The sequence below is a fragment of the Streptomyces venezuelae genome (assembly GCF_008642355.1).
Taxonomy (GTDB): Bacteria; Actinomycetota; Actinomycetes; order Streptomycetales; family Streptomycetaceae; genus Streptomyces; species Streptomyces venezuelae_B.
Map to the genome: position 1 here is coordinate 4,066,903 of NZ_CP029193.1, position 23,322 is coordinate 4,090,224.

Below are 23,322 nucleotides of genomic sequence, written 5' to 3' on the forward strand. Positions count from 1 at the left end.
CGATCGCTCTCAGTCGACGATCGCTCTTATTCGGCGATCGGCAGATAGACCCGGTTGCCCGCGGCTGCGAACTCCTTGGACTTCTGCTCCATGCCCGCCTCGATGTCCTCGGAGCCGAGGTCACCGCCATGCTGGCGCCGGATGTCCTGCGAGATCTTCATCGAGCAGAACTTCGGCCCGCACATCGAGCAGAAGTGCGCCGTCTTCGCGGGCTCGGCCGGCAGGGTCTCGTCGTGGAACTCCCGCGCCGTGACCGGGTCGAGGGCCAGGTTGAACTGGTCCTCCCAGCGGAACTCGAAGCGTGCGTCCGAAAGGGCGTCGTCCCAGTCCTGCGCGCCCGGATGCCCCTTGGCGAGGTCCGCCGCGTGCGCCGCGATCTTGTACGTGATGACGCCCGTCTTCACGTCGTCGCGGTTGGGCAGGCCCAGGTGCTCCTTCGGCGTGACGTAACAGAGCATCGCCGTGCCCCACCAGCCGATCATCGCGGCGCCGATGCCGGAGGTGATGTGGTCGTAGGCGGGCGCGATGTCCGTGGTCAGCGGGCCGAGCGTGTAGAACGGCGCCTCTTCGCAGATCTCCTGCTGGAGGTCGATGTTCTCCTTGATCTTGTGCATCGGGACGTGACCGGGGCCTTCGATCATCGTCTGTACGTTGTGACGCTTGGCGATCGTGTTGAGTTCCCCGAGTGTCCGCAACTCGGCGAACTGCGCCTCGTCATTGGCGTCCGCGATCGAGCCGGGCCGCAGGCCGTCACCGAGCGAGTACGTCACGTCGTACGCCGCGAGGATCTCGCAGAGCTCCTCGAAGTGCTCGTAGAGGAAGCTCTCCTTGTGGTGCGCGAGGCACCAGGCGGCCATGATCGAACCGCCGCGCGAGACGATGCCGGTCTTGCGGCGCGCGGTGAGCGGTACGTACGGCAGGCGCACGCCCGCGTGGACCGTCATGTAGTCCACGCCCTGCTCGGCCTGCTCGATGACCGTGTCCTTGTAGATCTCCCAGGTCAGCTCCTCGGCTTTGCCGTCGACCTTCTCCAGGGCCTGGTAGAGGGGGACGGTGCCGATCGGCACGGGGGAGTTGCGCAGGACCCATTCGCGAGTGGTGTGGATGTTGCGGCCGGTGGAGAGGTCCATGACCGTGTCGGCGCCCCACTGGGTCGCCCAGGTCATCTTGTCCACCTCCTCCTCGATGGAGGAGGTCACCGCGGAGTTGCCGATGTTCGCGTTCACCTTCACCAGGAACTTCTTGCCGATGATCATCGGCTCGATCTCCGGGTGGTTCACGTTGGCGGGGATCACCGCGCGGCCCGCGGCGACCTCTTCCCGCACGATCTCCGGGTCCATGCCCTCGCGGATCCCGATGAACTCCATCTCGGGCGTGATCTCGCCGCGCCTGGCGTACGCGAGCTGCGTCACCGCCTGACCGTCGCGGCCGCGCCGCGGCTGGCGGGGGCGGCCGGGGAAGACCGCGTCGAGGTTCTTGAGCCCGCCGCGGGGCGAGGTGTGCTTGATGCCGTCGTCCTCGGGACGCGGCGGACGGCCCACGTACTCCTCCGTGTCGCCGCGGGCGATGATCCAGTTCTCCCGCAGCGGCGGCAGCCCGCGGCGGACGTCGGTCTCGGCCGACGGGTCGGTGTACGGACCTGAAGTGTCGTACAGGGTGACGGCCTTGCCATTGGTGAGGTGCACCTGGCGGACCGGCACACGCAGGTCGGGGCGCGAACCCTCGACATACGCCTTGTGCCAGCCGATGGACTTCCCGGCCTCGTCGCTCCGGACCTGACCGTTCTGGTCCTTCTGGTCGTTCTGCGTCGAGGCAGGCGTGCGTGCGTCCGATGTGGTCATGAGACCTACTCCCTACGCCGGCATTACCCGGTAACAGGTTCGGCGGTCGACGCAGCGAATCCCGTACGGCTCGTGCACTTTTGTGCCGCTTCGTACGGAGGTCAGCGCCCTCTCAGCCCGGTGCTCCGAGCTCCCGCGATTGCAAAGGTGGCTCCACGCTAGCGTCATGTCGGGCGCGCTGAACAGAGGGCCCCTCCCGTTCTTGCGATGATCGGGCAGTGACCACCACAGAGCCGCCGCCCCCGCCACCCCCGCAGCCGCCCGTCTCCGGGACGCCTCCGGAGGGCCATGGACACGGCCACGGACACGGGCATTCCCACAGCCACGGCCCGGCCGCGCCGGTCTCCCAGCACCTCCGCAAGGTCATCGCGGCCGTACTGATCCCCTTCGCCACCGCCGTAGTCGTCGGACTCGTGGTGCTCTGGCCCGGAGGCACGCCGAGCCACGAACGCACCGGCGTCGGCTTCGACCGGCAGACACAGGCGGCGAAGGTCACGAAGGTGCAGGAGCTGCCCTGCAAGGACCTCAGCCCCTCGCAGACCCCGCCGAACGGCGACACCTCCACCGCCGAGGGCCAGTCCGCGCAGTCCACGGCCACGGGCATCTGCAAGAAGGCCACCGTCGAGGTCACCAGCGGTGAGGACAAGGGACGCACCTTCACGGAGATCATCCAGCCGGACTCTCCGCGCCAGCTGAAGCAGGGCCAAGAGGTGGTGGTCGCCTACGAGCCCAAGGCCCCCGAAGGACTGCAGTACTCCGTCACCGACGTGAACCGCAAGATCCCGATGGCGCTGCTCGCCGGAATCTTCGCGCTCGCCGTCGTCGTCGTGGGCCGGCTCCGTGGCGTGATGGCCCTGGTCGCCCTCGCCATCAGCTTCATGGTCCTCACGTTCTTCATCCTGCCGGCGATCCTTCAGGGCTCGAATCCCCTGGTCGTGGCGGTGATCGGAGCGAGCGCCATCATGTTGATCGCGCTCTATCTCTGCCACGGCCTGACGGCCAGGACCTCCGTCGCGGTACTCGGCACGCTCATCTCCCTCCTCCTCATCGGCCTGCTCGGCTCGCTCTTCATCGGCTGGGCCGCTCTCACCGGCAACACTGATGACAACACCGGCCTCATCCACGGCCTGTATCCGTCCATCGACATGAGCGGTCTACTGCTCGCGGGCGTCATCATCGGCTCGCTCGGCGTCCTCGACGACGTGACGGTCACCCAGACCTCAGCGGTATGGGAACTGCATCAGGCCAACCCGACGATGGGCTGGCGCGGCCTGTACCGCGCGGGCATCCGCATCGGCCGCGACCACATCGCCTCGGTCGTCAACACCCTCGTCCTCGCCTACGCGGGCGCCGCGCTGCCCCTGCTCCTCCTCTTCTCCATCGCCCAGTCCAGCGTGGGCACGGTGGCCAACAGTGAGCTGGTCGCCGAGGAGATCGTGCGCACTCTGATCGGCTCCATCGGCCTGGTCGCCTCGGTACCGGTGACGACCGCGCTGGCCGCCCTGGTCGTCTCGGCGGACCGCTCCACCATCCCCGACCGCTCCACCGTGCCCGGCCGCTCCACCGCCCCCGGCCATTCCACTGCCCCCGGCCGGCCTTCGACGGCCGGGGCGACCCGAGCTTCCCGCGGAGGGAAGGGACGGCGCCGCAAGCGTTAGCTTCCGAACTCACAGAGCGTCGGCCTCGCGAAAATGCACCAAAATGCTGTCGCCCTGCGCCCGTTGACGTCAGTAGTTCAACCCGCGCTCTGGGCCTCCGCGAGGATGCGGTCGAGCGTCTCGTCGAGGTGCGCATCGAAGTCGGCGAGCGCCCGCTCCTGCCCCAGCGGCACCAACTTGTCCGTCCGGTCGAGGAAGGCGAGCAGCGGGGGGATGCCCACCCTGAACAGCGCCTGGTCCCCGCCGACCTGAAGTCTGATCAGGGCTTCGTCCAACATCATGGAATCGGTGGGCTCGACGCGCACATCTCCGTCCCCGCACGGCCTGCCCACCCCGTCGATCAACAACTCCCGCCCGAAGGCCCAGGTCACCGGGGCATCCCCCGGCAGGTGGAACGTCAGCCGCACGGCATAGGGATCCCCGAGCTCGTAGCGCAGCTCCACCGGGATGCGGAACGACAGCTCCTCGGAAACGAGGAAGCTCATCATGACCTCTGCCTGTACCGTCTCGGTCTCGCCCATCGCGCGCCCTACCCCGTCACTTGGCCCTCATGGCCCTCAAGCGGCCAGGAACCAGCTCCCTGACACCCTCCGCATCTTGCTTAACGTGAACGCCGCATCACAAGGAGTGAGTTTTCAGATGCTGATAGAGAAAGCGAGTGTCCCTAGTAGCTTTCCGATCTCCCGTTGCAACTTCTCAGCTGCCGGCAGCAGTCGGTCGGCCTGCGAGGAGGAGACAGAAATGGCCATGGTCGCCGCGGTGTCGCCGGCCATGATCGGGACCGCCGCGCAGAGTGTCCCGAGCGCGTACTCCTGCCGCTCCAGGACGGGCCGCATGCGCTCCATGGAGTCGAGCCGCCGGATGAACGTCCGATCGTCCCGGACCGTGTAGCGCGTGATCGACTGAACCGGGTAGCGGTCGAGGTGGTTCTGCCGTGCCTCGTCGTCGAGTTGGCCCAGCAGGCACTGTCCGATCGCGTGGGCGTGCCCGGTCTCCCGGAAGTCCGCCCACTCCTCGACGGCGGGGTTTCCCGGGGTGTCCGCGACAGCCACGACATCGATCTCCCCCTCTCGGTAGACGGCGAAGTACATGGGGACGCCGAGGGTGTCCCGCAGGTGCGCCAGAGTCTCGTTGATCCGTGCGTGCCGCTTCTGTTGAGCTCCGCTGCTGCTCAGCCGCTCGGCTGCCTCACCGAGCACGAACAGGCCCTTGTCCCGGCGCAGATACCCCTCGTGGGTCAGGGTGCGGAGCAGGTGGTACGCGGTGGGGAGGGCGAGGCCCGCTTCTCGCGCCAATTGCTTGGCGGGTGCCCCGCTCTGGTGCGACGCGGCGGCTTCCAGGAGCCGCATCGCCCGCTGCACGGAGCCGATGAGGGTGGGGCCGACGGCGGGGTCGGTGCTTGTGTCGACCGGTGAGCTGGTGGTGTCCACCGGTGAGCTGGTGGTGTCGACCGCGGCCAAGGTTCACTCCCGAAGCGCGTGAAGCCCGCCCGCCCGTGCCCGGTAGCGAGGGAGGAGCGGTGTACGTACGTGCGCCCGTCCGTGGGGGGTCGACCCCCACGTCGGATTTCGGACTCTAATCCTCGGCAGCCGTCTTACGGTGCCTCACCGGGAAACTTCCCCCGTCCGAGGGAACTTTCGGGGAAATTCACCAGTCCGTGCGGGAGGAGGACGAGCCGGATATGAACTTCCGTACGACATAGATGAGTCCGCCGACCAAGGCTACAAATATGAGCGCCTTGAAGAGCAAACCGACCACGAATCCGACCACGGTCGCTATCAAGCTGCCGAACACGACGAGTGCGACGACCGGAACGGCCACCCACTTCACCCACCACGGCATTCCCGCAAAGATCTCCTTGGTTGCCATCGTCCTTACCTCTCTCCGCTCTGCTTCCTGAATCTCCGCAGGGTTCCCGGCTTCTTGCATTCGATGCTAGAGCGCCGACGGGCTCCGCGGGGGCCTCGGATCCCTTGTCCTCCCCTGATCCAACCCCTAGGGAACCCCGAGGTCGCAGCCCTGAGGAGGTCGACCTGAGGGGGAGAGCGGAGCAGTCCGTGGTGGACGGCGGACGAGGTAAGGGCTCGTCAGGACTCCGGGGGAGAGAACACGACCAGCACCCTCAAATCCTCGCTGATGTGGTGGAACTTGTGGGCGACACCGGCCGGCACATAGACGACGCTGCCCCGCGCCACCTGCGTCGTCTCCATTCCCACAGTGATCGCCGCGCGACCGCTGACGACCATGTACACCTCGTCCTGCCGGTGCGGCTGCTGCGGGTCGGTGTCGCCGGCGTTCAGCGCGTACAGCCCGACCGACATGTTTCTCTCCCGCAGGAACTGCAGATACGCGCCGTCGTTCGCGGCGCGCTCCGCCTCCAGCTCGTCCAGTCGGAAAGCCTTCATCGCCTTCGTACTCCCCTTGCTGATGACCGTGTTGCCGCTGCTCGCCGTGGGCTGCTCGCGGTCCTTCGCGGGCTTTCACGGGCCGACCGTTCCGGGCCCGTGTCTGCCACGATCAGACACATGAAGAATTTCGTAGTCAAGACGATCGCCAACGCTGCGGCCCTGGCCGTCGCCGTGTGGCTGCTCGACAAGATCACCCTGACCGGGGACAGCACGGGCAAGAAGGTCGGCACGCTCATCGTCGTCGCCCTGCTCTTCGGGCTGGTGAACTTCCTGGTCAAGCCGGTGGTGAAGGTCCTCACCTTCCCTCTGTTCATCCTGACCCTCGGCTTGATCACCCTCGTGGTCAACGCCCTGATGCTGCTGCTCACCTCGTGGCTCGCCGACAAGCTCGATGTCAGCTTCCACGTCGAGGGCTTCTGGACCGCCGTTCTGGGCGGCCTGATCATCTCGATCGTGTCTTGGGCGCTGCATGTCGTCCTGCCCGACGACGACTGACTGACCGAGCAGTCCGGGGTGTGTCCGAGAATGGTGGAGGCGGCGAGCGAAGGCCTGCTCGACGCTGTACGTGCAGCAGTGGAGAGGCGGGCGGCATGACGGAATCGGGACGCAAGGGCGGCAGCGGAGCCGGCCTCGGCGACGGCACGCGGGCGGCCTCCGGTGACGACACGCGCATGGCCTGCAGTGACGGCACTCGGGCGGTGCCGGGCGGCAGTACGCACGCGGTCCCCGGCGAGGACACACGGGCGGCCTCCGGTGACGACAGCCGTGCGGTCCTCGGCGACGGCACGCGGGCGGTCCGGGTCGGGCTGCCCGCCCCGGTGAAACACGAGCCGACGCTGCCCGGTCCTGTCTTCGCCGCGCACTTTCATCTGCCGGGCGACCCCACAGGCGGCTACGCGTACGGGCGTGACGAGAACCCCACCTGGACACACCTGGAGCGCGCCATAGGCGAGCTCGAGGCGCCGGACGCGGGGTCGAACGCGGGGTCGGACGTCGAGACCTTGGTCTTCGCCTCCGGCATGGCGGCGATCTCGGCGGTCCTTTTCTCGCAACTGCGCGCGGGGGACGCGGTGGTCCTGCCGGACGACGGCTATCAGGTCCTTCCGCTGGTCCGCGAGCAGCTCACGGCATACGGCATCGAGGTGCGCACCGCCCCGACCGGCGACGACGCGCAGCTCGACGTCCTGGACGGTGCCAAGCTGCTGTGGATCGAGACGCCGTCCAACCCCGGCCTCGACGTGTGCGACGTGCGGCGCCTGGCCGAAGCGGCACACGCACGTGGCGTGCTGGTGGCGGTCGACAACACCCTGGCGACGCCGCTCGGCCAGCGTCCACTCGAACTCGGCGCGGACTTCGCCGTGGCCAGCGGCACCAAGATGCTCACCGGTCACGGCGACATCCTCCTGGGGTACGTCGCCTGCCGTGACGCGGAACTGACGACGTCGGTGCGGCGCTGGCGCAAGATCGTCGGTGCGATTCCGGGTCCGATGGAGGCCTGGCTCGCGCATCGCTCGCTGGCCACGCTCCAGTTGCGGGCCGACCGGCAGAACGCGAACGCCCTCGTCCTCGCCCAGGCCCTGCGCGAGCGCGCCGAAGTGGCCGGACTGCGATATCCCGGGCTGCCCGACGACCCCTCCCACAAGGTCGCCGCGCGGCAGATGCGCCGCTTCGGGTGCGTGCTCTCGTTCACGCTGTCCACGCGGGAGCGTGCCGAGCGCTTCCTGGAGTCGCTGCGACTGGTCGACGACGCGACGAGCTTCGGCGGTGTGCGGTCGACGGCCGAGCGCCGCGGACGCTGGGGTGGCGACGCCGTTCCGGAGGGCTTCATCCGCTTCTCCGCGGGCGCCGAGGATCCCGACGACCTCGTGGCGGACGTGCTGCGTGCGCTGGACGAGTCGGCCGAAGCGGCCGACTGAGCGGATTCGGCAGTCGCGCCGACCGGTGCGAGGAGCAGCCGGTACGGCGCGGAAGCCCGCCGGTGAGGCGGGGGAGTCAACCGTGCGGCGCGGAAGCCCGCCGGTGAGGCGGGGGGCCAACCGTGCGGCGCGGAAGCCCATCGGGACGGCGGGGAGGCCTACCGCGCGGGGCAGAAGCAGCCCCGTGCGAGGGACTCGCTGCGGCTACGCACAACGAACGGTCCGAGCCTCCCCCCTCGTGGCTCGGACCGTTCCGGTTCTGCGCGCGGAGAACCGCGCCAACAAGGCTAGTTGACTCTGTGTCAGTGTCCAATCACAGTAGCGACAGAAAGCTATCGGCATATTTATGGTTGGACGCACCCTGAGGGCACGAAGGGGAGGCGCGTCGCCATGGATCTGGCCCTGCTGCGCACCTTCGTGACGGTGCACCGGGCCGGGTCCTTCACGCGTGCCGCAGCGCTGCTCGGTCTTTCGCAGCCCGCGGTCACCTCTCAGATACGCACTCTGGAGCGGCAGTTGGGCCGCCCGCTCTTCCTGCGTCAGGCCCGCGGGGTGACGCCCACGAGCATCGGCGACGAACTCGCGCACAAGGCCGCACCCCATCTGGACGCTCTGGTGGAGATTGCCGAAACCGGACTCGACTCGGGCTCTGCGGTACGCACCCTGCACCTCGCGGGACCCCCGGAGTTCACCGCTGAGCGTGCCCTGCCTGCCCTCACTGCCCTGACCTCTCAGGACGGCCACAGCTACGCTCTGCGTACCTCGTTCGGCAACGCGGAGGAGGCCCTGGAAGGGCTGGCAGCAGGTCACCACGACCTGGCCATCGCCACGGCTCGGCCACGCGGCCCGCTGCTCACCGCGACGCCGCTCTGCGACGAGGAGCACGTCCTGGTCGCAGAGCCGTGCTGGGCGGCCCGTATCGCGGACGGAAGGCTGGGGCGCCGGACAGCGGCGTCGTTCCGGGACATCCCGGTGGTCGAGGTCCACGAGTCGCTGCCATTCGTCTCCCGCTACTGGACGGCTGTCTTCGACGCACGCCCCACGGCGTCGGGCTTCGTCATCGTGCCGGACCTGAGGGCCGTCCTAGCTTGTGTGACCGCAGGCGCGGGGCTTGCCGTGCTGCCCCGCTACTTGTGCGCGCCGGCTCTGGAACGGGGCGACATCGTGGCGCTGCACGACCCCGCCGTGCCCCCTCTGCGTACATACTTCCTGTCGGTGCGCACCGGGACACTCGTCATGCCGCATATCGCGCGGGCGCACGAATGGTTGGTGCGTGCCGCAACCGACTGGGCTTGATGGGGGCGCGGCTGGTTCACGATGTTTCACGTGGAACAGTCCGGGCCACATTTCCCCCATGACCGTCCGACCCGTGGTCAAGCGCACCGCACGTGCCGTCCTGCTGGACGGAGACGACCTGATCCTGATCAAGCGCACCAAGCCGGGCGTCGATCCGTACTGGATCACTCCGGGAGGCGGTGTGGAGGCGGAGGACGACTCTGTCGTCGACGCGCTCCACCGTGAGGTCCATGAGGAGCTGGGCGCCAAGATCACCGACGTTGTGCCGTGCTTCGTCGACACCGTCGAGCACATTGGTGAGGACGGCGGCGCGACCGGCGTAAAGGTGCAGCATTTCTTCGTCTGCCGCCTGGAGTCCATGGACCTCGGTCAGCGGCACGGCCCCGAGGTCGAGGAGCCGTGCGGCGAGTACGAGGTCGTGCATGTGCCGTTCACCAGAGTCGGAATCGCCTCGGTCCATCTCGTACCGCTGTCCCTGCGGCATTATCTGGACGGCAACATCGAGGGCGTCCGCGCGATGCACGCCCCCGACCTGGGCTAGGTCTGCCTAGTCCGAGGCCACCAGTTCCTCTACCGAGTCGTGGCGGATCCGGCCTTCCGGAATGCCGATGTCCCGCAGGGCGTCCACGCCGTTGCGGATCATGCCGGGCGGTCCCGAGAGGTACGCGTCGTACTCGTTCCACGGGCCGTACTCGCGGACGGCGTCCGGCAGTTGTGCCCGCTGGTCGACGATCGGCCGGACAGCGAGCCAGGGGTGGGACTGCTGTAGGCGCAGCATCGTGTCGATGTCGTACAAGTCATGGTCGGTGCGTGCTCCGTAGAAGACCTCCACGGGGCGCCGTCTGCCGTGCTCGGCGACGTCCTCGACGAGGGCCTTGATAGGTGCGATGCCCGTGCCACCGCCCAGACAGAGCAGTCCGCTGTCGGTGGTGTGGTCGACGGTCATCGAACCGGTTGCCGGGCCGAGCCGCAGGATGTCTCCGGGGCGGGCGTGGTGCACCAGGGCGTTCGAGACCCAGCCGGCCGGCACGGCCTTGACGTGGAAGGAGAGCAGTCCGTCCGGGCGTGGGGCCGACGCGAAGGAGTAGTGCCGCCAGACCCGGGGCCACCAGGGGGTCTCCAGGCTCGTGTACTGCCCTGCGAGGAAGGGGTACGGCTGGTCGGGCCGGACCGTGACGACAGCGATGTCAGGGGTCCTGAGATCGTGCGAGACGACTTCGGCGAACCACCAGGCAGGGGCGCGCAGCTCGTCCTCGGCCGCCGCGTCGATCATGATCTGGGAGATCGTCGTGTACGTCCGGACCCAGGCGGCCTCCGTCTCCTCGTTCCAGGTCGCGCTCGCGTACCGGCTCAGCGAACCGATCAGGCACTCGCCGACGGCCGGATAGTGCTCGGCCTGGGTGCCGTACTTCCGGTGTCCGCGCCCGAGGTTCTTCAGATAGGCGACGAGCACGTCGGTGTGGTCGATGTGCTCGGCCGCGGTCAGCAGTGCCTTGAGGATGCGGTCCCGCTGGGTGTCCATCGCCGCGGGGAACAGGGCGCGGAGATCCGGGTGGCGGGTGAAGAGCAGCGCGTAGAAGTACGAGGTGACCTTGTCGGCGACGGGCTCTATCTCGGCCATCGTGCGCTGCACCAGGAGGGCGTCCGCGGAGACCTTCCCCTCCGGTTTCGCCTGCTGGACGGATATCGGGGGCGCGGTGGACTGGGCCTGCGGGGGCGGCACCCGGTGTTGTGCCGCCTGCGGGGGTCCCGGAGCCTGTGGTCCCGGAGCCTGTGGTTCAGGAGCCTGCGGGGCCTCACGGGGTTCGGGAGCTGTTGGGGCTTGCGAGGCTCTACGGATATCCGGAGCCACCGCGGCCGCGACTTCCCGAGCCTCACGGTTCTCCGGAGCTTCCGGGGAAGTGGTTATTCGCTCGTCCTCCGGTCCCTTCGGTGGCTTGCGCGGGGTGAACCAGCCGCCGCCCTCGCCTGGCGTGCCGTCATCGGCCGACGTGGTGGTCGGAGCGTCCATGTTGTGCCTCGCCTCGAACATCTCTCGGTCGGTCTGGGCACTCCCTGCCGGAAGCTGCCTGCTGTCCCCGCTCTGCGTCTGCCCCTTCTGGCCGCGCTCTTCCCGCTCTTCTGCCCCGGTGGTCGATAGGGCCACATTGAACCCCGGGCCCCCGGACCCTACGGACAAGTAGGTCGAAAATGTGACATTGCCCGCAGTCCCCTCATCGCAGCATCCCATTCCTCGCAGACGCCTCGGTCGCATAACAGGAAGTACGGGTTCTCGATCTCTATGCCCCGTTAGGCTTCATTCACCTGCGCGCCGCGCTCCGGAGTGTGAGGAGACGCACCCGGCACAGACCTTGATCGACCATACCGGCAGCCGCCGAACGCACAAGTCCCCGTCTCCTCGGCCTCGAATTCAAGGGGACTGCCTGTCAATTGCCTCAATTACCGGTCGTGCCGGACCAATTCGTACGCCTTGCGCAGATCACGCCCGACGTAGGAGTGGGTGGCCAGGCTCACCAGCCGTTGATCCGCATTGACCGCCACGGAAACCGGCACTGCTCCGAACAACTCGAGGTCGGAAAGCGAGTCGCCGTACGCGACACAGTCGCTCCTGCCCACCCCGAACTCTTCACAGAGACGGTCCGCGATCTTCACCTTGGCCGCGGCGTCGAGAATGCCCGTCGGATTCACGGGTTCGGTGAACGGCACGGTCGGGAAGAGCGACCCGTGCGCGGCGTGCGCACCCCACCCGGCGAGCCTCTCCACGAAGAAAGACGGTGAGAGGGAGATAACCGCGCAGTAGTCACCGCCGTCACGGATCTCGGCCCAGGTCTCCCGGATCCCGTCGAGCCAGGGCGCTCCTTCGAAGGCTGCCGTCACCTGCGCCTCCGTGAGCTCTGCCCACAGGGCGTGCACGCGCTCGGCGTACTCGGGCGAGCCCAGGTGCCCCGCCACGAACTCCCGTTCCAGTTCCGCAATCTCCGCGTCCAAGCCGAGCTGCCGCGATATCTCCACCGGAGCTGCTGTGCCGTGCAGCAGCGTCCCGTCCAAGTCGAAGAGGTGTAGGCGTGCCATGTAGGCCGAGGCTACTGGTCGCGGTTGGCGCTCGCCGTGATGTTTCACGTGAAACGAGCAGCTGAACCGTGGCCGAAAGCTACGTGGTTCTGCCCACAAACGGCTGGACGCAGAGGATGTACGTCAGACAGCCTGGCCCGCGTGTCGACACCTTCCCTCTCCGCACCGCCCATCCGCCGACTGACCCCCCGCGATCTGCAGGTCTGTGCCGATCTGTCCGAGGACCGGGGCTGGCCCCGTGAAGAACACAAGTGGGGCCTGCTGCTGTCGGCCGGAACGGGCTACGGCATCGACGCCCCTGACGGCAACGGCCTCATGGGCGCCTACGTAGTGACCCAGTACGGCCCTCCCGGGCGTCCCGCCCTCGCGGCGATCGGCATGGTCCTCGTAGCCGAGCGGTACGCCCGCCGGGGCGTCGGCCGCAGACTGATGCAGAACGCGGTCGAGGAAGCGGGCTCCATCCCGCTGACCCTGCACGCGACCCCGAACGGCCGCCCCCTCTACGAACAGCTGGGATTCGAGGTGATCGGCCGGGCCGAGATGGTCATGGGACATTTCACCCCGGCCGGAAATACGGACGCCCAGACTGATGTCGCCACCCGGCCGGCCACCGCGGAAGACCTGACGTCCATCCTCCGCCTCGATACCGAGGTCTTCGGTCACGACCGCATGCATGTGATCACCCGGCTCCCCGCCTTCACGGATCAGCTGCGGGTCGCGGAGGCCGACGGCGAGATCGTCGGATACGCGGGTGCCTGGCCCAACATGGCGACTCATGTCGTGGGTCCGCTCGTCGCGCGGGACACCGAGACCGCGAAGGCCCTGATCACCTCCCTCGGCGCCGGTACCGACCGGCCGCTCCGCACCGACATCGACGTACGGCACGAGGAACTGCTGGCCTGGGTGAAGGAGAACGGCCTCGAATCCGTCGCCTTCAACGCCGTGATGGCGTACGGCGTGCCGGAGCTGCCCGGCGACTGGACCCGTCGCTTCGCGCCACTGACCGTCGCGGCGGGTTGATCCCACCACGGGTCGCAGCCCTCCTCCCCCAAGCAGAAGGCCCGCTCCCGGGTGCACCGGTAGCGGGCCTTCTCGTACGCCCCTACGCGTACACCTCGGACTGCTAGACGAGGGCCTCGACGGCGGCCGTCGCGAAGCCGTGGTCCTGCTCGGGCGCGCCACCACCGACACCGACCGCACCGATCAGTCGGCCGTCACGGTGGACCGGAACGCCGCCCGCGATGAAGAGCAGGGGGCGGTCGAGCGCGGTGGGAAGGGTGTGGAAGAGACCGCCGGGCTGGACCGCGTCCACCAGGTCGGCGGTCGGAGCGTTCAACTGGAGGGCCGTGTACGCCTTGCGGGTGCTGGTCTCACCGGAGATCAGGACGGCCCGGTCGTCGCGTCGAAAGGCGAGGAGGTGGCCTCCCGCGTCGAGGACGGTGACGCTGACCGTGACACCGGCTTCCTCGGCGGCACGGTGGGCCGCGGTGACGAGGGCCTCGGCATCCCCGATGGTGAGCGGGGCAGCAGCGGTGGGGGTGGTGGTGCTCATGAGGGGGTTCTCCTAGCGGGGTTGTGCTGGGGGGACTGAAGGGGGCTGTGGGGGAAGTGGTTCGGGAGCGTGGGGTCAGTGGTGGACGGGCGTCCGCTGCTCGACAGGTACCGCACCGGCCACGATCGGGCCGGGCGCCGTGGAGCGGCGCTCGAGGGCGGCGGAGACGAAGGCCAGGACGAGGGCGGAGGCAGCGAGCACCGCGCCGACCCAGTTGGGAGCGGTGTAGCCGAGGCCGGCGGAGATGACGAGGCCGCCGAGCCAGGCCGACAGCGCGTTGCCCAGGTTGAAGGCGCCGATGTTGACGGCGGAGGCGAGCGTCGGGGCGCCCGAGGCGTAGTCCAGGACGCGCTTCTGCAGCGGCGGCACCGTCGCGAAGCCCAGTGCTCCGATCAGCAGCACCGTCACGGCGGCCGTGACCTTGTTGTGCGCGGTGAGGGTGAACAGGGCGAGCACCAGGGCGAGGGAGCCGAGCGACACGTACAGCATCGGCATCAGCGCGCGGTCCGCGAACCGGCCACCGACGAGGTTCCCACCGACCATGCCGAGCCCGAAGAGTACGAGCAGCCAGGTGACCGAGGAGTCCGCGTAACCGGCGACGTCCGTCATCATCGGCGTGATGTAGGTGATGGCCGCGAAGACGCCGCCGAAGCCGAGCACCGTCATCGCCATGGCGAGCAGCACCTGTACGTTGCGGAAGGCACCGAACTCGTCACGCAGCCGTACGCCTTCGGGCTTGGGCAGGTCCGGTACGAGCCGGGCGATGCCGAACAGGCCGAGCACGCCGAGGGCGGCGACGATCACGAAGGTGATCCGCCAGCCGATGGCCTGGCCCACGAGCGTCCCGAGCGGAACGCCGACCACGTTGGCGACCGTGAGACCGGAGAACATCATGGCGATGGCTCCGGCCTTCTTCTCGGGGGCCACCAGCTCGGCCGCGACGACCGAGCCGATGCCGAAGAAGGCACCGTGGGCGAGCGAGGCGACGACGCGGCCGGCCAGCATCACGCCGAAGACGGGAGCCACGGCGGAGAGCAGGTTGCCGACGACGAAGAGGCCCATGAGCAGCATCAGCATCCGCTTGCGCGGGATCCTCGTGCCGAGAGCGGTCATCAGGGGGGCGCCGAGCACGACGCCGAGGGCATAGCCGGTCACGAGGAAGCCGGCCGTCGGGATGGAGACACCGAAGTCACCCGCGACCTCGGGAAGCAGCCCCATGATCACGAACTCGGTGGTTCCGATTCCGAAAGCCCCGATCGCGAGGGCCAGAAGCGCGAGAGGCATGGATCTACCTTCCAAACGATTGCAGGTGCGCTTAACGTGCGTCCACAATAGTTGCAGACGCGGGCTATATGCAACCGCTGGATATTGCATCGGTGGACTACTCTGGGTGCAGCCGCTCCGGGACGGAGGACCAAGAGCCATGACAGCGACAGACCCCGCACTGACCGCGCTCGCCCAAAGCTGGTGCGCCCTTTCCTTGCTCCACGGCAAGATCGAGGCGCATGTAGAGCGCGCCCTGCAGGCCAAGCACGGCCTGAGCGTGCGGGAGTACAGCCTTCTGGACGTGCTCAACCGCCAGCACGACGGCGAGGGTGGCCACCTGCAGATGAAGCAGGTCGCCGATGCGGTGGTGTTGAGCCAGAGCGCGACCACACGCCTGGTGACCCGGCTCGAGGAGCGCGGCCTACTGGCCCGCTATCTGTGCCCCACGGACCGCCGTGGCATCTACACCGACGTCAGTGAGGCCGGTGCCGCGCTTCTCGCGCAAGCGCGCCCCACGAACGACGCGGCATTGCGCGAGGCGCTCGACGAGGCCGCGCGGAACCCGGAGCTCGCCCCGCTGGTCAAGGCTGTCGAAACACTGCGCGCGTAGGTGCCCATAGGCTGCGCACCACACGCCTAGGTGCCCCCTTAGGCTGCGCACCATGGGAGATCTTGAGATACGCCCCGCCGTTGCCGCGGACCTGCCTGCCATCGTGGGCATGCTCGCCGACGACCCCTTGGGGGCGACACGTGAATCACCGGACGACCTCACTCCGTACGTCACGGCATTCGAGCGACTGGACGGCGACCCGAACCAGCATCTGGTCGTAGCCGAACGCGAGGGCCGCGTCGTCGGCACGCTTCAGCTCACAATCGTTCCGGGACTCTCCCGTAAGGGTGCCACCCGCTCGATCATCGAAGGGGTGCGCGTGCATGCCGACGAGCGCGGCAGCGGGCTCGGCACCCGGTTCATCGAATGGGCCATAGCGGAATCCCGGCGCCAGAACTGCCAGTTGGTGCAGCTGACGTCCGATGTCACACGCACCGACGCCCACCGTTTCTACGAACGGCTCGGATTCCAGGCCTCGCATGTCGGGTTCAAGATGCCCCTCTGAGGCCACCTCAGCCATGACAGCCGTGCGGCCGGGCCTGTTTCACGTGAAACAGGCCCGCCTCCTCGATCGCATCGCGACAGAGCAAAGACCCGGAGGAAAAACCGCAGAGTTAGAAGCCGCGCCACCCCTGCGGGTCCACGCCGCCCGGGATCGGTGCCCCTTCGTCGTACGGCTCCCGGGTGAAGACGAACGACCCCAGGTCGAGGTGGCTCACCGAACCGTCGGGCCGCCGCACGGCCTCCAACAGCTCCCCCGCGTAGTACCCGTTGAGCCCCGTCCAGGTGCCGTCACCGTTGGGCCGGAACCGAGCCTGGCGCCCCCAACCGGACAACGGCCCCAGCTCCACACCGCCCTCGGCCGTCAGACGCAGCACGAGCACCTGAGTCCCCCAGTACCAGGGGCCCGCCAGCTCCAACACCTTCTGATCGACTTCGGACAGCGGCCGCCACGGCTCGGGAATCCGCGGCTCGGCCTCGGAAACGATCTTCACGAGGTCGATGGCCAGCGCCGCCACCGGCGGTCCGGACGTGCAGTTGGCGAGCGCGACAGCGGCCACACCGTCCGCCTCGCTCACCCACAGGGCGGCCAGGAAGCCCGGCAGTGACCCGCCGTGCCCCGCCAGGCTGCCCTTGTCCCACCGCAGCAGGTCCACTCCCAGGCCGTACGCCCTGTCCCATTCACCGGTCGGCAGCGGTGCTGCCGGAGTCCGCATCTCCCGTACGGAATCGGCGCCGAGGACCCGGTCGTCGCCCGTCACCAGGAAGTGCCCGAACCGCACGAGGTCGGCCGTCGTGGACCAGAGTTGCCCGGCCGGAGCCATCAGGCCCAGGTCCTCCGCGGGCTCCGGCATCATCACGTCCGCCCACGGGTGCACGGCCCAGCCGTCGGCGTGCGGAGCCTGGGGCTGCGCACTGGTACGGGTCAGCCCCAGGGGCTCGAGCACCTCGCGGCGCAGCACGTCCTCCCACGGAGCGCCCCGCAACGCCTCGACCAGCGAACCCAGCAGCGTGTAACCGGGGTTGGAGTAGTGGTGGCGCCTGCCGACGGGATGTTTGAAGGGCGCCTCGCCGAGGACGTCCGCGAGCTCCGGTCGATCTGTCCCAGGGGTGCGCTCCCACCACTCGCCGGGGGTCTCGGCGGCCAGCCCGCCGGTGTGCGCCAGGAGTTCGGCGATGGTGGCCTCTCCTGCTCCGGTGCCCGGCAGGTGCTTCTCCAGCGGGTCGTTGAGGTCCAGTACGCCCTCGTCGCGCAGCCGCATCACCAGTACGGCGGTGAAGGTCTTGGTGATCGAACCGATCCGGTACTGGACGTTCTCGTCCGGCTCGTGCCCGTCCACCATGCTGCGGCCGCCGGCCCACACCAACTCGCCGTCCCGGGCCACCGCGGCCACCAGCGAGGGAGACCGGCCCTCTGTCTGAGCGGTGGCGACGCGGTGCAGCAGGGCTCGGCGGGTGGAGGGGAGCAGCTCTTCACGGGGTGTTGTCATGGGACCAGTTCACCCGGGTGACGCCCGTCCGTCGAGCGAATTCGGCCCCTCTCAGCATGCCGAGGACCTGTCGCCCCCCCCCAGGACCTGTCAGTCAGCACGCCCAGGATCCGTCAACACTCCCAGGGCTGCGATCCGGCGTGGCGCCGCGTGAGGACGTTGATCCTGTTGAGCATGTTGGCCACGCCGATGGCGAGGACGAGTGCCGCCAGCTCCCGCTCGGTGAAGTGCCGCGCAGCCTCGTCCCAGACCGCCGCCGGCACCGGATCGGGACGGTCCGCGAGTCGGGTGGCGGCCTCGGCGAGGGCGAAGGCGGCGCGTTCCGCAGGCGTGAAGCACGGGAGACTCCGCCAGGCAGCCACCGAAAGACACTGCATGTCTGTGGCGCCCGCTGCGACGGCACTGCGCGCGTTCCCCTCGACACAGACGCTGCTTCCGTTGATCTGACTCACGCGCAGCTGCACCAGCTCGATCGTCGCCTGGGACAGCCCCTGCTTCCTGGAGATCTGGGACAGGCTCAGCAAGGCTGTCATGGCCTCAGGGATGATCAAGGCGGGGTTCTGCATACGAGCCTGCATGAGTTTTCTCCTCAAGCGTCTGCCCGGCGCCGCTGTTGGCCGCAGAGGCGTCGTTGTGGTCCGTCATTGCACCGACGAATCGCGACGCGGAGATGTGAGTGGCCGGGGCGACCACAGGCCGACGGCCGTCCCGTCGCGTAGGTGCTGCTCGTAGGTGGTGACCTTGCCATGGATGACCTCCAGGCAGGCGTTCAGGTCGTCGATCTTCGTGCGTACATCGCGCTCGTGCTCCCGTAGCAGCGCCAGGCGTTCCCGCTCGTTGCCGGGGCCGGACCGCACGAGCGCCGCGAATTTCTTGATCGTGGCGATCGGCATGCCGGAGACACGGAGCCGCCCGCACAGCAGGAGCCAGTCCACATCCGCCTGCTCATAGATCCGTTGTCCTCCGCCGGTCCGCGGGATCTCGCGCAGGAAGAGCCCTTCCCGCTCGAAGAACCGCAGGGCGTGCACGCTCAGGCCGGTCGCCTCGGCGACCTTCCCTATGGACAGGCCACCCCCGCTACCGCCGTTCTCCACGGGCACAGCGCCCGGATACTCGCTCATGAGGGGACCGTACGCCGCGCATCAGACGGCTCTTGACCTAGCGCACAGTCTAGGTTTTAGCGTCGAGAACATGATCACCGAACAGCGGAGGCTCGGTACGGGCTTCGGCGCCCACAGCACGGCCGACGATGTCCTCGCAGGGATGGACCTGGCGGGCACCACGGCTCTCGTGACCGGCGGCTACTCGGGCCTCGGGCTCGCCACGACCCGCGCTCTCGTCCACGCCGGCGCCCACGTCGTGGTCCCCGCTCGGCGCCCGGAAACGGCCGAACACGCTCTGCGCGGTCTGCCGCGGACCGAGGTGCACGCCCTCGACCTCGCGGACCTGGACAGTGTCCGCGTCTTCTCCGAACGCTTCGTCGGCACCGGCCGCCCACTCGACATCCTCATCAACGGCGCGGGTGTGATGGCCTGCCCCGAGACACGCGTCGGTCCCGGCTGGGAGGCGCACTTCGCCATCAACCACCTCGGGCACTTCGCGCTGGCCCACCGCCTGCGTCCCGCCTTCGCTCCGGACGGCGCCCGCGTCGTCACCGTCGCCTCCTCCGGACACTTCCTCTCCGACATCCGCTGGACCGACCCGCACTTCGACGCCAGCTACGACCGCTGGCTGGCCTACGCCCAGTCCAAAACCGCCAACGCCCTCTTCGCCGTGCACCTGAACCGCCTGGGCGCCGACCACGGCCTGCGCGCCTTCGCCGTGCACCCCGGCAGCATCCTCACCCCGCTGCAGCGCCACATCCCGCGCGAAGAGTGGCTCGCGCAGGGCTGGGTGACTCCGGGCGGGACACCCGCCGTCGGCTTCAAGAGCCCCGAGCAGGGCGCGGCGACGACTGTGTGGGCGGCGACCTCACCACTGCTGGAGAACCGGGGAGGGGCGTACTGCCAGGATTGCGACATCGCCGAACCGGCCCTCACCGACGACATGCTGATCGGTGGCGTAAAGCCGTGGGCCGTCGACCCCGGGGCGGCGGCGCGGCTCTGGGACCTCTCCTGCGAACTCACCGGGCTCAGCGCGTTCTGAGCCCGGAGTTTCCCGGGGATCGAACGGCGGGGATCAGGCGATCTCCCAGGCCGCCTCGATCATCCGGAAGATCTCGTCCACGGCGGCCTGCGGGTCGGATGCCTCGCGGGCCAGGGCGTAGGCGTCGACCACGAACCGCGCGATCGCGCGGCAGGCCGTCGTGGTCCTGGACAGCTCGGGATCGGCGGCGATGGCCGTCGCCAGGGACTCCGCGTGGCGCAGCCGCATCGACTCCTCGTACTCCCGCAGCGCACGGGTCTCGTCGATCATGCGGTAGATCGCGGCGGTCCCGTCCGCCGTGCAGTGCCGGACCATCGCGTGGATCTCGTGGCGCAGCGCGGGGATGAGCGGCTCATGGGGCCCCCTGCCGGTGACGGCCTGTGTGAGGCGCTGCTCGAAATGGTCGTCCCGCTCGAACACCAAAGCCTCTTTGGAGGCGAAGTGGGAGAAGAGCGTGGTGACGGCGACGTCGGCCTCGGCTGCCACGTCCCGGATGCCCACCGTGTCGTAGCCGCGCTCCAAGAAGAGCCGCATAGCGGTGTCGGCGATCTTCTGACGGGTGGCGGCCTTCTTTCGCTCCCGCCGTCCGGTCGGTGTGCCCGGTCCGGGCTGGGCGGTGGGCCTGCTCGGCAAGGCAGATCCGGACGGCGTCGTCGGGGCGGTCATGGCATTGACGCTATCAAATCCAAAGGTGCAACTGTTCCGAAACACTAACCGTTAGTGTTACGTTCGGCGGCATGAAGAGAGTCAGCTTCGCCGAGTTCGGCGGTCCCGAAGTCCTGCACCTCACCGAGGCCGAGGAACCCCACGCGGGCCCCGGCCAGATACGGGTCGCTGTGCGCGCAGCGGGGGTGAACCCCGTCGACTGGCGGATTCGCGAAGGCCAGTTCCACCAGCCTGATCAGCGCGATCAGTCCCGCCAGGCTCGCCAGACCCATCCGAGCGTCCTGCCCTCAGGAACGGGGCAGGACGCCGCCGGACTGGTCGACGAAATCGGCCCGGGCGTCACCACGGTCGAGGTCGGCGACCGCGTGTTCGGGCGCGGATCGAGCACGTACGCCGAATTCGCCGTGCTGTCGGCCTGGGCCCGCATGCCCGAGAACCTGACCTTCGAAGAAGCGGCCGGGTACCCCTCCGTGGTGGAGACCGCGCTGCGCATCATTCGTCAGTCCGGTGTGCAGCCCGGACAGACGCTGCTGGTCAGCGGCGCGTCCGGGGGCGTCGGATCAGCGGTACTGCAGATCGCCCGTGATCGTGGCATCACGGTGATCGGCACGGCCGGAGCCGCCAACCAGGACTACCTGCGCAGCCTGGGTGCGCTCGCCACGAGCTACGGAGAGGGCTGGGTCAAGCGAGTCCGACAACTCGGCCACGTCGACGCCGCGCTCGATCTGGCCGGCTCGGGTGTGATCCCCGAGCTCGTCGAACTGACCGGAGACCCCCAGAAGGTGATCTCCATCGCCGATCTGACCGCACCGGAACACGGCGTCCGGTTCTCCGGCGTGACCGGCAACGTGCCGCAGGCCCTCGCCGAGGCCGCCGACCTCATCGCGCGGGGACGACTCCACATCCCGGTCGAGAAGACGTACCAGCTCACCGAGGCGGCCGCGGCCCAGGCAGACAGTCAGGCCGGACACACACGCGGACGCCGGGTCATCGTCATCTGATTCCCCCCCCGGGTCTACATGTGGGCACGTCAGGTCTGTGCCATGTCCACGAAGCGCGAGTAGTGCCCCTGGAAGGCGACGGTGATCGTCGCCGTGGGGCCGTTACGGTGCTTGCCCACGATGATGTCCGCCTCGCCCGCGCGCGGCGACTCCTTCTCGTACGCGTCCTCGCGATGCAGCAGGATCACCATGTCCGCGTCCTGCTCGATCGAGCCGGACTCACGCAGGTCGGAGACCATGGGCTTTTTGTCGGTGCGCTGCTCGGGACCACGGTTCAGCTGCGAGAGGGCGATGACCGGCAGCTCCAGCTCCTTGGCGAGGAGCTTAAGGTTTCGCGACATGTCCGAGACTTCCTGCTGGCGGCTCTCGGCCCGCTTGGATCCGCCCGACTGCATGAGCTGCAGGTAGTCGATGACGACGAGTTTCAGGTCGTTCCGCTGCTTGAGGCGGCGGCACTTGGCGCGGATCTCCATCATCGACAGGTTCGGGGAGTCGTCGATGTAGAGGGGGGCGGCCGAGACGTCCGGCATGCGCCGGGCGAGGCGCGTCCAGTCCTCGTCGGTCATCGTGCCGGAGCGCATGTGATGCAGGGCCACGCGCGCCTCGGCGGAGAGCAGACGCATGGCGATCTCGTTGCGCCCCATTTCGAGCGAGAAGATCACGCTCGGCATGTTGTGCTTGATCGAACAGGCCCGTGCGAAGTCGAGGGCCAGCGTGGACTTACCCATGGCGGGACGTGCCGCGATAATGATCATCTGGCCCGGGTGCAGGCCGTTGGTGAGCTGGTCGAGGTCGGTGAACCCGGTCGGCACGCCGGTCATCTCGCCTGACCGCGAACCGATCGCCTCGATCTCGTCGAGGGCGCCCTCCATGATGTCGCCGAGCGGGAGGTAGTCCTCGGTGGTGCGCTGCTCGGTGACCGCGTAGATCTCGGCCTGGGCGCTGTTGACGATCTCGTCGACGTCGCCGTCGGCCGCGTATCCCATCTGGGTGATCTTCGTGCCGGCCTCGACGAGGCGGCGCAGCACCGCCCGCTCGTGGACGATCTCCGCGTAGTACTCCGCGTTCGCCGCTGTCGGCACCGTCTGCACGAGCGTGTGCAGGTACGACGCGCCACCGACCTTGGTGATCTCGCCCCGCTTGGTGAGCTCGGCCGCGACGGTGATCGGGTCGGCCGGCTCGCCCTTGGCGTAGAGGTCCAGGATCGAGGCGTAGATCGTCTCGTGCGCCGGCCGGTAGAAGTCATGGCCCTTGAGGACCTCGACGACGTCGGCGATCGCATCCTTGGACAGCAGCATGCCGCCGAGCACCGACTGCTCCGCGTCGAGGTCCTGCGGGGGAACACGCTCGAACGACGAGCCTCCGCTGTCCCAGCCGCCCTCCCGGCCACGATCGTGTTGTTCGTCGCGGCTCCGACCGCCGCCGCCGTCGCGGCGCTGGCGGGAGACGGGCAGACGGTCACTGGGACCGCTGTCGGCCCAGGGGTCGTCCAAAGGCTCGGAGATACTCACCGGGCCACCTCCTCCCGTCCGCCGCGCGGACCTCGCCGTGCCCCTCTTTCGTACGGCACGACACTGACAAATAAGCGGGCCCAACTCCGGTTCTGACGCGTCGGTTCTCCGGGGTTTCCGAGGTCGTACGACGAGGCGGGCGCCGGACCACGGTAGGCCTGTGGGCACCGTCAGCCAATCTGGTTATCCACAGGCGGTGTGGATGACGGGCCCGATGCTGTGGAGAACTCCGCCAAACCTGTGCACGGCCCGGTGGACAGGCCTGTGAACAAGCCCTCAGCAGGTTCCTGAAAACCACCCTGACCTGCTGGTTTCCCGTCCACCGGCTGTGCAGAAGAAAAACTTTCCCAGTCGGCCCAAGATCGCCGCAAACGGCGCGCGACGACCCG

Annotated in this window: 24 protein-coding genes and 1 riboswitch; of the genes, 10 read left to right on the forward strand and 14 right to left on the reverse strand. The window is 68.5% G+C overall.

Annotated elements, in window-relative coordinates; translation table 11 throughout:
- Positions 1 to 26: 26 nt before the first annotated feature.
- Positions 27 to 1,841 carry a phosphomethylpyrimidine synthase ThiC gene (gene thiC / locus DEJ47_RS18810; protein WP_150169844.1) on the reverse strand — a complete coding sequence of 605 codons (1,815 nt, stop codon included), beginning with the start codon at positions 1,839 to 1,841 and terminating at the stop codon, positions 27 to 29.
- Positions 1,834 to 1,988, reverse strand: a riboswitch (TPP riboswitch). It overlaps the preceding gene by 8 nt.
- 71 nt (positions 1,989 to 2,059) lie before the next feature.
- On the opposite strand from thiC, the gene DEJ47_RS18815 reads away from it, so the two are divergent.
- Complete coding sequence (locus DEJ47_RS18815; protein ID WP_150169846.1) at positions 2,060 to 3,499, forward strand: YibE/F family protein; 1,440 nt, start codon at positions 2,060 to 2,062, stop codon at positions 3,497 to 3,499.
- A gap of 77 nt (positions 3,500 to 3,576) precedes the next feature.
- Here the strand turns inward: DEJ47_RS18815 and DEJ47_RS18820 are convergent, their stop codons facing one another.
- The 4 genes from DEJ47_RS18820 to DEJ47_RS18835 all read right to left on the reverse strand — a co-directional run bounded on the left by DEJ47_RS18820 (position 3,577) and on the right by DEJ47_RS18835 (position 5,904).
- Positions 3,577 to 4,020: an SsgA family sporulation/cell division regulator gene (locus tag DEJ47_RS18820; protein WP_150169848.1), complete on the reverse strand. Its 444-nt coding sequence runs from the start codon at positions 4,018 to 4,020 to the stop codon at positions 3,577 to 3,579.
- Between the two features lie 114 nt (positions 4,021 to 4,134).
- The gene (locus tag DEJ47_RS18825; RefSeq protein ID WP_190415792.1) at positions 4,135 to 4,848 is read right to left on the reverse strand and encodes an IclR family transcriptional regulator; all 714 of its coding nucleotides are present in this window, start codon (positions 4,846 to 4,848) and stop codon (positions 4,135 to 4,137) included.
- A 298-nt stretch (positions 4,849 to 5,146) separates the two neighbouring features.
- Positions 5,147 to 5,368 carry a DUF5326 family protein gene (locus DEJ47_RS18830; RefSeq protein ID WP_150169850.1) on the reverse strand — a complete coding sequence of 74 codons (222 nt, stop codon included), beginning with the start codon at positions 5,366 to 5,368 and terminating at the stop codon, positions 5,147 to 5,149.
- 218 nt (positions 5,369 to 5,586) lie between these two features.
- Positions 5,587 to 5,904 carry a cupin domain-containing protein gene (locus DEJ47_RS18835; RefSeq protein ID WP_150169852.1) on the reverse strand — a complete coding sequence of 106 codons (318 nt, stop codon included), beginning with the start codon at positions 5,902 to 5,904 and terminating at the stop codon, positions 5,587 to 5,589.
- 120 nt (positions 5,905 to 6,024) lie between these two features.
- Here DEJ47_RS18835 and DEJ47_RS18840 point away from each other — a divergent pair, with 120 nt between their 5' ends.
- The 4 genes from DEJ47_RS18840 to DEJ47_RS18860 all read left to right on the forward strand — a co-directional run bounded on the left by DEJ47_RS18840 (position 6,025) and on the right by DEJ47_RS18860 (position 9,660).
- Complete coding sequence (locus DEJ47_RS18840; protein ID WP_150169854.1) at positions 6,025 to 6,402, forward strand: phage holin family protein; 378 nt, start codon at positions 6,025 to 6,027, stop codon at positions 6,400 to 6,402.
- Between the two features lie 95 nt (positions 6,403 to 6,497).
- On the forward strand, positions 6,498 to 7,823 hold the full coding sequence (locus tag DEJ47_RS18850) for a cystathionine gamma-lyase (RefSeq protein WP_223828409.1): 1,326 nt from the start codon (positions 6,498 to 6,500) through the stop codon (positions 7,821 to 7,823).
- Positions 7,824 to 8,213: 390 nt separating this feature from the next.
- Positions 8,214 to 9,119, forward strand: a complete 906-nt coding sequence (locus DEJ47_RS18855; RefSeq protein WP_150169856.1) for a LysR family transcriptional regulator — start codon at positions 8,214 to 8,216, stop codon at positions 9,117 to 9,119.
- A gap of 58 nt (positions 9,120 to 9,177) precedes the next feature.
- Entirely contained in the window at positions 9,178 to 9,660 is a 483-nt protein-coding gene (locus DEJ47_RS18860) for an NUDIX domain-containing protein (protein WP_150169858.1), read from the forward strand.
- A gap of 6 nt (positions 9,661 to 9,666) precedes the next feature.
- On the opposite strand, the gene DEJ47_RS18865 is transcribed toward DEJ47_RS18860, so the two are convergent.
- Together DEJ47_RS18865 and DEJ47_RS18870 are read right to left on the reverse strand one after the other, a co-directional pair.
- Complete coding sequence (locus DEJ47_RS18865) at positions 9,667 to 11,151, reverse strand: globin domain-containing protein (protein ID WP_150169860.1); 1,485 nt, start codon at positions 11,149 to 11,151, stop codon at positions 9,667 to 9,669.
- Between the two features lie 407 nt (positions 11,152 to 11,558).
- A complete protein-coding gene (locus DEJ47_RS18870) occupies positions 11,559 to 12,191 on the reverse strand; it encodes an HAD family hydrolase (protein WP_150169863.1) in 633 nt (210 codons plus the stop codon).
- A 141-nt stretch (positions 12,192 to 12,332) separates the two neighbouring features.
- On the opposite strand from DEJ47_RS18870, the gene DEJ47_RS18875 reads away from it, so the two are divergent.
- On the forward strand, positions 12,333 to 13,211 hold the full coding sequence (locus DEJ47_RS18875) for a GNAT family N-acetyltransferase (protein ID WP_190415459.1): 879 nt from the start codon (positions 12,333 to 12,335) through the stop codon (positions 13,209 to 13,211).
- Between the two features lie 103 nt (positions 13,212 to 13,314).
- On the opposite strand, the gene DEJ47_RS18880 is transcribed toward DEJ47_RS18875, so the two are convergent.
- Together DEJ47_RS18880 and DEJ47_RS18885 are read right to left on the reverse strand one after the other, a co-directional pair.
- Positions 13,315 to 13,743 (reverse strand): GlcG/HbpS family heme-binding protein, encoded by a 429-nt coding sequence (locus DEJ47_RS18880; protein WP_150169867.1) that lies wholly within the window; start codon positions 13,741 to 13,743, stop codon positions 13,315 to 13,317.
- A 75-nt stretch (positions 13,744 to 13,818) separates the two neighbouring features.
- Positions 13,819 to 15,027 (reverse strand): MFS transporter, encoded by a 1,209-nt coding sequence (locus tag DEJ47_RS18885; protein ID WP_150169869.1) that lies wholly within the window; start codon positions 15,025 to 15,027, stop codon positions 13,819 to 13,821.
- A gap of 139 nt (positions 15,028 to 15,166) precedes the next feature.
- Between DEJ47_RS18885 and DEJ47_RS18890 the strand changes: the two genes are divergently transcribed.
- The gene (locus DEJ47_RS18890; RefSeq protein ID WP_150169871.1) at positions 15,167 to 15,619 is read left to right on the forward strand and encodes a MarR family winged helix-turn-helix transcriptional regulator; all 453 of its coding nucleotides are present in this window, start codon (positions 15,167 to 15,169) and stop codon (positions 15,617 to 15,619) included.
- 52 nt (positions 15,620 to 15,671) lie between these two features.
- A complete protein-coding gene (locus DEJ47_RS18895; protein WP_150169873.1) occupies positions 15,672 to 16,124 on the forward strand; it encodes a GNAT family N-acetyltransferase in 453 nt (150 codons plus the stop codon).
- Positions 16,125 to 16,233: 109 nt separating this feature from the next.
- On the opposite strand, the gene DEJ47_RS18900 is transcribed toward DEJ47_RS18895, so the two are convergent.
- The 3 genes from DEJ47_RS18900 to DEJ47_RS18910 form a co-directional block, all read right to left on the reverse strand.
- Positions 16,234 to 17,610, reverse strand: a complete 1,377-nt coding sequence (locus DEJ47_RS18900; RefSeq protein WP_150169875.1) for a serine hydrolase domain-containing protein — start codon at positions 17,608 to 17,610, stop codon at positions 16,234 to 16,236.
- A 113-nt stretch (positions 17,611 to 17,723) separates the two neighbouring features.
- Positions 17,724 to 18,188 carry a carboxymuconolactone decarboxylase family protein gene (locus DEJ47_RS18905; protein WP_150169877.1) on the reverse strand — a complete coding sequence of 155 codons (465 nt, stop codon included), beginning with the start codon at positions 18,186 to 18,188 and terminating at the stop codon, positions 17,724 to 17,726.
- A gap of 63 nt (positions 18,189 to 18,251) precedes the next feature.
- On the reverse strand, positions 18,252 to 18,731 hold the full coding sequence (locus tag DEJ47_RS18910) for a MerR family transcriptional regulator (protein ID WP_150169879.1): 480 nt from the start codon (positions 18,729 to 18,731) through the stop codon (positions 18,252 to 18,254).
- A 70-nt stretch (positions 18,732 to 18,801) separates the two neighbouring features.
- Here DEJ47_RS18910 and DEJ47_RS18915 point away from each other — a divergent pair, with 70 nt between their 5' ends.
- Positions 18,802 to 19,755, forward strand: coding sequence for an SDR family NAD(P)-dependent oxidoreductase (locus DEJ47_RS18915; RefSeq protein WP_150169881.1), 954 nt, complete (start codon positions 18,802 to 18,804; stop codon positions 19,753 to 19,755).
- Between the two features lie 33 nt (positions 19,756 to 19,788).
- Here DEJ47_RS18915 and DEJ47_RS18920 read toward each other — a convergent pair whose 3' ends face one another.
- Positions 19,789 to 20,421 carry a TetR/AcrR family transcriptional regulator gene (locus DEJ47_RS18920; protein WP_150169882.1) on the reverse strand — a complete coding sequence of 211 codons (633 nt, stop codon included), beginning with the start codon at positions 20,419 to 20,421 and terminating at the stop codon, positions 19,789 to 19,791.
- A 71-nt stretch (positions 20,422 to 20,492) separates the two neighbouring features.
- Here DEJ47_RS18920 and DEJ47_RS18925 point away from each other — a divergent pair, with 71 nt between their 5' ends.
- Entirely contained in the window at positions 20,493 to 21,422 is a 930-nt protein-coding gene (locus DEJ47_RS18925) for an NADP-dependent oxidoreductase (protein WP_150169884.1), read from the forward strand.
- 29 nt (positions 21,423 to 21,451) lie between these two features.
- On the opposite strand, the gene dnaB is transcribed toward DEJ47_RS18925, so the two are convergent.
- Positions 21,452 to 22,933, reverse strand: a complete 1,482-nt coding sequence (dnaB, locus tag DEJ47_RS18930) for a replicative DNA helicase (protein WP_150169886.1) — start codon at positions 22,931 to 22,933, stop codon at positions 21,452 to 21,454.
- Between the last annotated feature and the right edge of the window lie 389 nt (positions 22,934 to 23,322).